1 protein-coding gene is annotated in these 6264 nt (G+C 39.0%); it reads right to left on the bottom strand.

The features are described from left to right. Positions 1-6264: FIVAR domain-containing protein (locus tag HMPREF3031_RS11540; RefSeq protein ID WP_180364347.1), on the bottom strand; the 6264-nt coding region annotated here is incomplete at both ends.

The raw sequence follows: 6264 nt of genomic DNA, 5'->3' as shown, positions 1-6264 counted from the left end.
CTTTTTCAAGTTCTGCTTTCAACGCTTCAAGTGCCGCATTGACTGCATCAGCTTTATCTTGAGTTGCTTTAGCTTCAACCGCTTTATTCAACGCATCTTTCGCTGCATCCACTGCTTCTTGTGTCGCATTTGGATCTTCTAAAACAGCTTTTGCTTTATCCAATGCGTCTTGAACTGCTTTGTCTTCTTTATCTTTTGGATCTAAAGTTAAACCTTCAGCTTCAGTAATAGCTTTGTTCAATTCATCTTTATTCGCTTTCGCTTCAAGATTATTTTTTGCATCGTTAATTGCTTTAGCCGCTTCTTTTAACTCTTCTGGTGTTTTAGTCACATCTGCTTTTGCAGTTTCACCCGCTTTAATTGCATCTTCTAAAGGTTTCACTGTGTTAGGTTTGAAGTCATCTTTATTAACAGCTTTTGCATCTTCGATAGCTTTATTCAATTCATCTAAGGCATCTTGATGTTCTTTAGCCGCAATCGCATCATTAATTGCTTTCGTAGCATCTGCCACTTCTTGCGGTGTTGCGTTACCGTCTGCTTTTACTTTTTCACCTGCTGCAACTGCATCTAAGATTACTTTATCTTCTTTGTCAGTCGCTTCAAGATTATCAATTGCGTTAGCTTTATCAATAGCATTTTGTAACTCTGATTTATCTGCTTTTTGAACTAAACCAGCTTGCGCATCTTTTAATGCTTGTGTTGCTGCTTCGATTTCTTCTACTGTTTTGCCAGTTGGTGCATCGATAATTGCTTGACCTGTTGTTTCAGCTTCAGTTAACGGTTTTACACTGTTTGGTGTGTAATCATCTTTATTGATTGCTTTCGCTTTTTCAAGTTCTGCTTTTAATGCGTCTAATGCTGCATTCACTGCGTCTGCTTTATCTTGAGCAGTTTTCGCTTCAATTGCTTTGTTCAACGCATCTTTCGCTGCATTAACTTCATCTTGAGTTGCATTTGGATTTGCTTGAACAGCTTTCGCTTTTTCTAACGCATCTTGTACGGCTTTATCTTCTTTATCAGTCGGATCTAATGTTAAACCTTCTGCGTTATTGATTGCTTTATCAAGTTCTGTTTTATCTGCTTTCGCTACTAATCCAGCTTGGGCATCTTTCAATGCTTGTGTAGCTGCTTCTATTTCTTCAGTTGTTTTACCATCTGGAATAGCTACAATTGCATTACCTTCGATTTCTTTATCTGTTAAAGGTTTAACACTATCAGGTGTGTATTGATTAAGGTCGATTTTTGCGACTTTCGCAAGTTCTGCTTTCAACTCATCAAGCGCTGCTTGTTTTGCGTCTGCTTGATCTTGAGCAGTATTAGCTTCAATTGCTTTGTTTAATGCATCTTTCGCCGCATTAACTTCATCTTGAGTCGCATTTGGATTTGCTTGAACTTCTTTTGCTTTTTCTAAAGCATCTTGTACAGCTTTATCTTCTTTATCAGCTGGATTTAAAGTCAATCCATCAGCAGTTGTGATAGCTTTATCAAGTTCTGTTTTATCTGCTTTTGCAACTAAACCTGCTTGAGCATCTTTTAATGCTTGTGTAGCAGCTTCAATTTCTGCTGTTGTTTTATTGTCAGGTGCATCAACAATTGCTTGTCCTGTTGTTTCTGCATCAGTTAATGGTTTCACACTATTAGGCGTGTACTCATCTTTGTTGATTGCTTTTGCTTTTTCAAGCTCTGCTTTCAACGCATCTAATGCTGCTTGTTTAGCATCTGCTGCTTCTTTCGCTTCTTTTGCATCTTGAGCATTTTTAGCATTAATTGCATCTTCTAGAGCTGCTTTCGCTGCATCTACTGCGTCTTGAGAAGCATTAGGGTCTGCTTGAACTTCTTTCGCTTTAGCTAATGCGTCTTGAACAGCTTTATCTTCTTTGTCAGCTGGGTCTAAAGTTAAATCTTCTGCAGCAGTGATTACTTTGTTCAATTCATCTTTATTAGCTTTTGCTTCTAAAGCTTTTTGCGCATCAGTAATTGCTTTGGCTGCGTCTTTCAACTCTTGTGGAGTCTTAGTCGCATCTGCTTTTGCAGTTTCACCTGCTTTAACCGCATCCTCTAAAGGTTTCACTGTATTTGGTTTGAAGTCATCTTTATTGACTGCGTTTGCTGCATCGATTGCTTTTTGTAATTCATCTAAAGCATCTTGATGTTCTTTCGCTGCGATGACATCATTAATTGCTTTTGTAGCATCTGCCACTTCTTGTGGTGTTGCATTGCCATCAGCTTTAACTTTTTCACCCGCCGCTACAGCATCTTGAACGGCTTTATCTTCAGCATCAGCAGGATTCAATTCACCTAAAGCATTCGCTTTATCAATCGCTGCTTGTAAAGCGGCTTTGTCTGACTTAGCTTGTAATGCATTTTCTGCATCAATTAATGCTTGAGTTGCTTCTTTGATTTCTTCAGTTGTTTTCGCATCTGGATTTGCAACAATCGCTTTACCAGCTTCCTCTTTTTCAGTTAATGGTGCAACTGTGTTTGGAGTGAAGTTGTCTTTGTTAATTTTAGCGACTTTTTCTAACTCTGCTTTTAATGCATCTAAAGCGTCTTGTTTAGCTTTCGCTGCTGCTTGAGCTTCTTTTGCATCTTGTGCATTCTTAGCGTTCACTGCATTTTCTAAAGCTTCTTTTGCCGCATCAACATCTGCTTGAGAAGCATTAGGATCTGCTTGAACTTCTTTCGCTTTATTTAAAGCATCTTGGACTGCTTTATCTTCTGCGTCTGTTGGATCTAAAGTTAGACCGTCAGCATTTGTAATAGCTTTGTTTAACTCATCTTTATTAGCTTTTGCTTCTAAAGCTTTTTGCGCATCAGTAATTGCTTTGGCTGCGTCTTTCAACTCTTGTGGAGTCTTAGTCGCATCCGCTTTTGCAGCTTCGCCCGCTTTAACTGCATCTTCTAAAGGTTTCACTGTATTTGGTTTATAGTCAGCTTTATTGACTGCGTTTGCTGCGTCGATTGCTTTATTTAATTCATCTAAAGCATCTTGATGTTCTTTCGCTGCGATAGCATCGTTTAATGCTTTTGTTGCTTCTGCTACTTGTTGTGGCGTTGCATTATCATCAGCTTTAACTCTTTCAGCATCTGCTAATTTATCTTGAACCGCTTTGTCTTCTGGATCATTCGCGTCAAGGTTACCTAAAGTATTAGCTTTATCGATTGCCTTTTGTAATTCAGCTTTGTCTGCTTTTTGAACTAAGTCTTTTTGAGCATCTTTCAATGCTTGAGTTGCTGCTTCAATTTCTGCTGTTGTTTTATTATCCGGTGCATCAACAATCGCTAGTCCCGCTGTTTGTGCATCAGTTAATGGTTTCACACTGTCTGGTGTGTACTCATCTTTGTTGATTGCTTTCGCTTTTTCAAGCTCTGCTTTCAACGCATCTAATGCTGCTTGTTTGGCATCTGCTGCTGCTTTCGCTTCTTTCTCATCTTGTGCTTTTTTAGCATTAATTGCTTCATCTAACGCTGCTTTCGCTTTATCAACTTCAGTTTGTGTCGCATTAGGATTTTGTTCTACTGCTTTAGCTGCTGCTAAGGCATCTTGAACGGCTTTATCTTCTTTATCAGCTGGGTCTAATTGACCTAAACCTTCTGCAGTTGCAATTGATTTCTCAAGTTCAGTTTTGTCCGCTTTTGCGACTAAACCTGCTTGGGCATCTTTTAAGTCTTGTGTTGCTTTATTAATTTCTTCAACAGTTTTACCTGTTGGAGCATCAACAATTGCTTGTCTTGCTGTTTCAGCTTCAGTTAATAGTTTCACACTATCTGGAGTGAATTTATCAGTTTGAACAGCTTTCGCTTTTTCAAGCTCTGCTTTTAATGCATCAAGTGCTGCTTTGACTGCATCTGCTTGATTTTGAGCAGTTTTTGCTTCGATTGCTTTATTTAAAGCATCTTTCGCTGCATTAACTTCTTCTTGAGTTGCGTTAGGGTTTGCTTGAACTTCTTTTGCTTTATTTAATGCATCTTGAACGGCTTTATCTTCTTTATCATTTGGATCTAAAGTTAAGCCTTCTGCTGCAGTGATTGCTTTATCAAGTTCTGCTTTGTCTGCTTTTGCAACTAAACCTGCTTGTGCATCTTTCAATGCTTGTGTTGCTTTTTCAATTTCTTCAGTTGTTTTATTTTCAGGTGCGTCAACAATCGCTTGTCCTGCTGTTTGTGAATCAGTCAATGGTTTCACACTGTCTGGTGTGTAGTTGTTTTTATCAACTTGTGCTGCTTTAGCCAACTCTTGTTTCAATGCATCTAACGCTGCTTGTTTTGCGTCAGCCGCTTCTTTAGCTTCTTTTGCATCTTGTGCTTTTTTAGCGTTAATTGCATCTTCTAATGCTGCTTTTGCTGCATCGACTGTTGCTTGCGTAGCATTTTGATCTGCTTGAACTTCTTTTGCTTTTGCTAATGCATCTTGGACCGCTTTACCTTCTTTATCGTTTGGATCTAAAGTTAAGCCTTCTGCAGTAGTAATTGCTTTGTTCAATTCATCTTTGTTAGCTTTCGCTTCAAGATTATTTTTAGCATCAGTGATTGCTTTAGCTGCTGCTTTCAACTCTTCAGGAGTCTTAGTCGCATCTGCTTTTGCTGCTTCGCCTGCAGTAATAGCTGCTTCAAATGGTGCAACTGTATTTGGTTTGTAGTCATCTTTCTTAACAGTTTTCGCATCGTCTAATGCTTTTTGTAATGCATCTAATGCATCTTGACGTTCTTTTGCTGCGATGGCATCAGTGATTGCTTTTGTTGCTTCTTGAACTTGTTGTGGTGTTGCATTTCCGTCCGCTTTGACAGCTTCACCTGCAGTAACTGCGTCTTGAAGAGCTTTATCTTCTTTATCAGTAGGGTCAAGTTGACCTAAAGCATTTGCTTTATCGATGGCCGCTTGTAATGCTGCTTTATCAGATTTAGCTTGTAACGCTGCTTCTGCATCTTTTAATGCTTGTGTAGCATCTTCAATTTCTTTAGTTGTTTTATTTTCAGGTGCTGCAACGATAGCTTTACCTGCATCCTCTTTTTCAGTTAAAGGTGCAACTGTATGAGGCGTAAAGTTATCTTTATCGATTTTAGCAACTTTAGCAAGTTCTTCTTTCAATGCGTCTAATGCTGCTTGTTTTGCGTCAGCTGCTGCTTTAGCTTCTTTCGCATCTTGTGCTTTCTTAGCATTAATTGCGTCATCTAATGCTTTTTGAGCTGCATCTACAGCATCTTGTGAAGCATTAGGATCAGCTTGAACTTCTTTCGCTTTGTTTAAAGCATCTTGGACTGCTTTGTCTTCTTTATCTGCAGGGTCTAATTGACCTAAACCTTCAGCTGTTGCGATTGATTTTTCAAGTTCTGCTTTATTTGCTTTCGCTTGTAATGCATTTTGTGCGTCTTTGATTGCTTGTGCTGCTTCTTTCAACTCTTGTGGAGTCTTAGAAGTATCAGCTTTCGCTGCTTCACCAGCTTGAACGGCTGTTTCGAAAGGAGTTACAGTGCTTGGTTTGTAGTCATCTTTTTTAACAGCTTTTGCATCGTCTAATGCTTTTTGTAATTCATCTAATGCGTCTTGACGTTCTTTAGCCGCAATTGCATTGTTTAATGCTTCTGTTGCTTGTTGAACTTCTTGAGGTGTCGCATTTTGATTATCATTAACTGTATTAGCTGTTGCTAAAGCATCTTGGACTGCTTTGTCTTCTTTATCTGCAGGGTCAAGTTGTCCTAAACCAGTTGCTTTATCGATTGCTTTTTGTAACTCAGCTTTATCAGCTTTTTGAACTAAATCTTTTTGAGCATCTTTTAATGCTTGAGTAGCCGCTTCAATTTCTTTAGTTGTTTTGCCATCTGGTGCATCGACAATCGCCTGTCCAGAAGTTTCTGCATCAGTTAACGGTTTTACACTGTCTGGTGTGAAATTATCTTTTTGAACAGCTTTCGCTTTTTCAAGCTCTGCTTTCAATGCTTCTAAAGCTGCTTGTTTTGCATCCGCTGCCTCTTTAGCTTCTTTTGCATCTTGTGCTTTTTTAGCATTAATTGCGTCATCTAATGCTTTTTTCGCTGCATCGACTGCTGCTTGATCAGCATTTTGATCTGCTTCAACTGCTTTCGCTGCTGTTAAAGCATCTTGAACAGCTTTATCTTCTGGGTCATTTGCATCCAATTGACCTAAACCTTCCGCTGTCGCGATTGATTTTTCAAGTTCAGCTTTATTTGCTTTAGCTTGTAATGCGTTTTGCGCGTCTTTGATTGCTTTGGCTGCTTCTTTCAACTCTTGTGGAGTCTTAGAAG

It is taken from the genome of Staphylococcus sp. HMSC072B07 (genome assembly GCF_001815505.1).
Taxonomy (GTDB): Bacteria; Bacillota; Bacilli; order Staphylococcales; family Staphylococcaceae; genus Staphylococcus; species Staphylococcus simulans.
The sequence above is the reverse complement of the archived record's forward strand: the minus strand, read 5'-3'. Positions and strand labels throughout refer to the sequence as shown.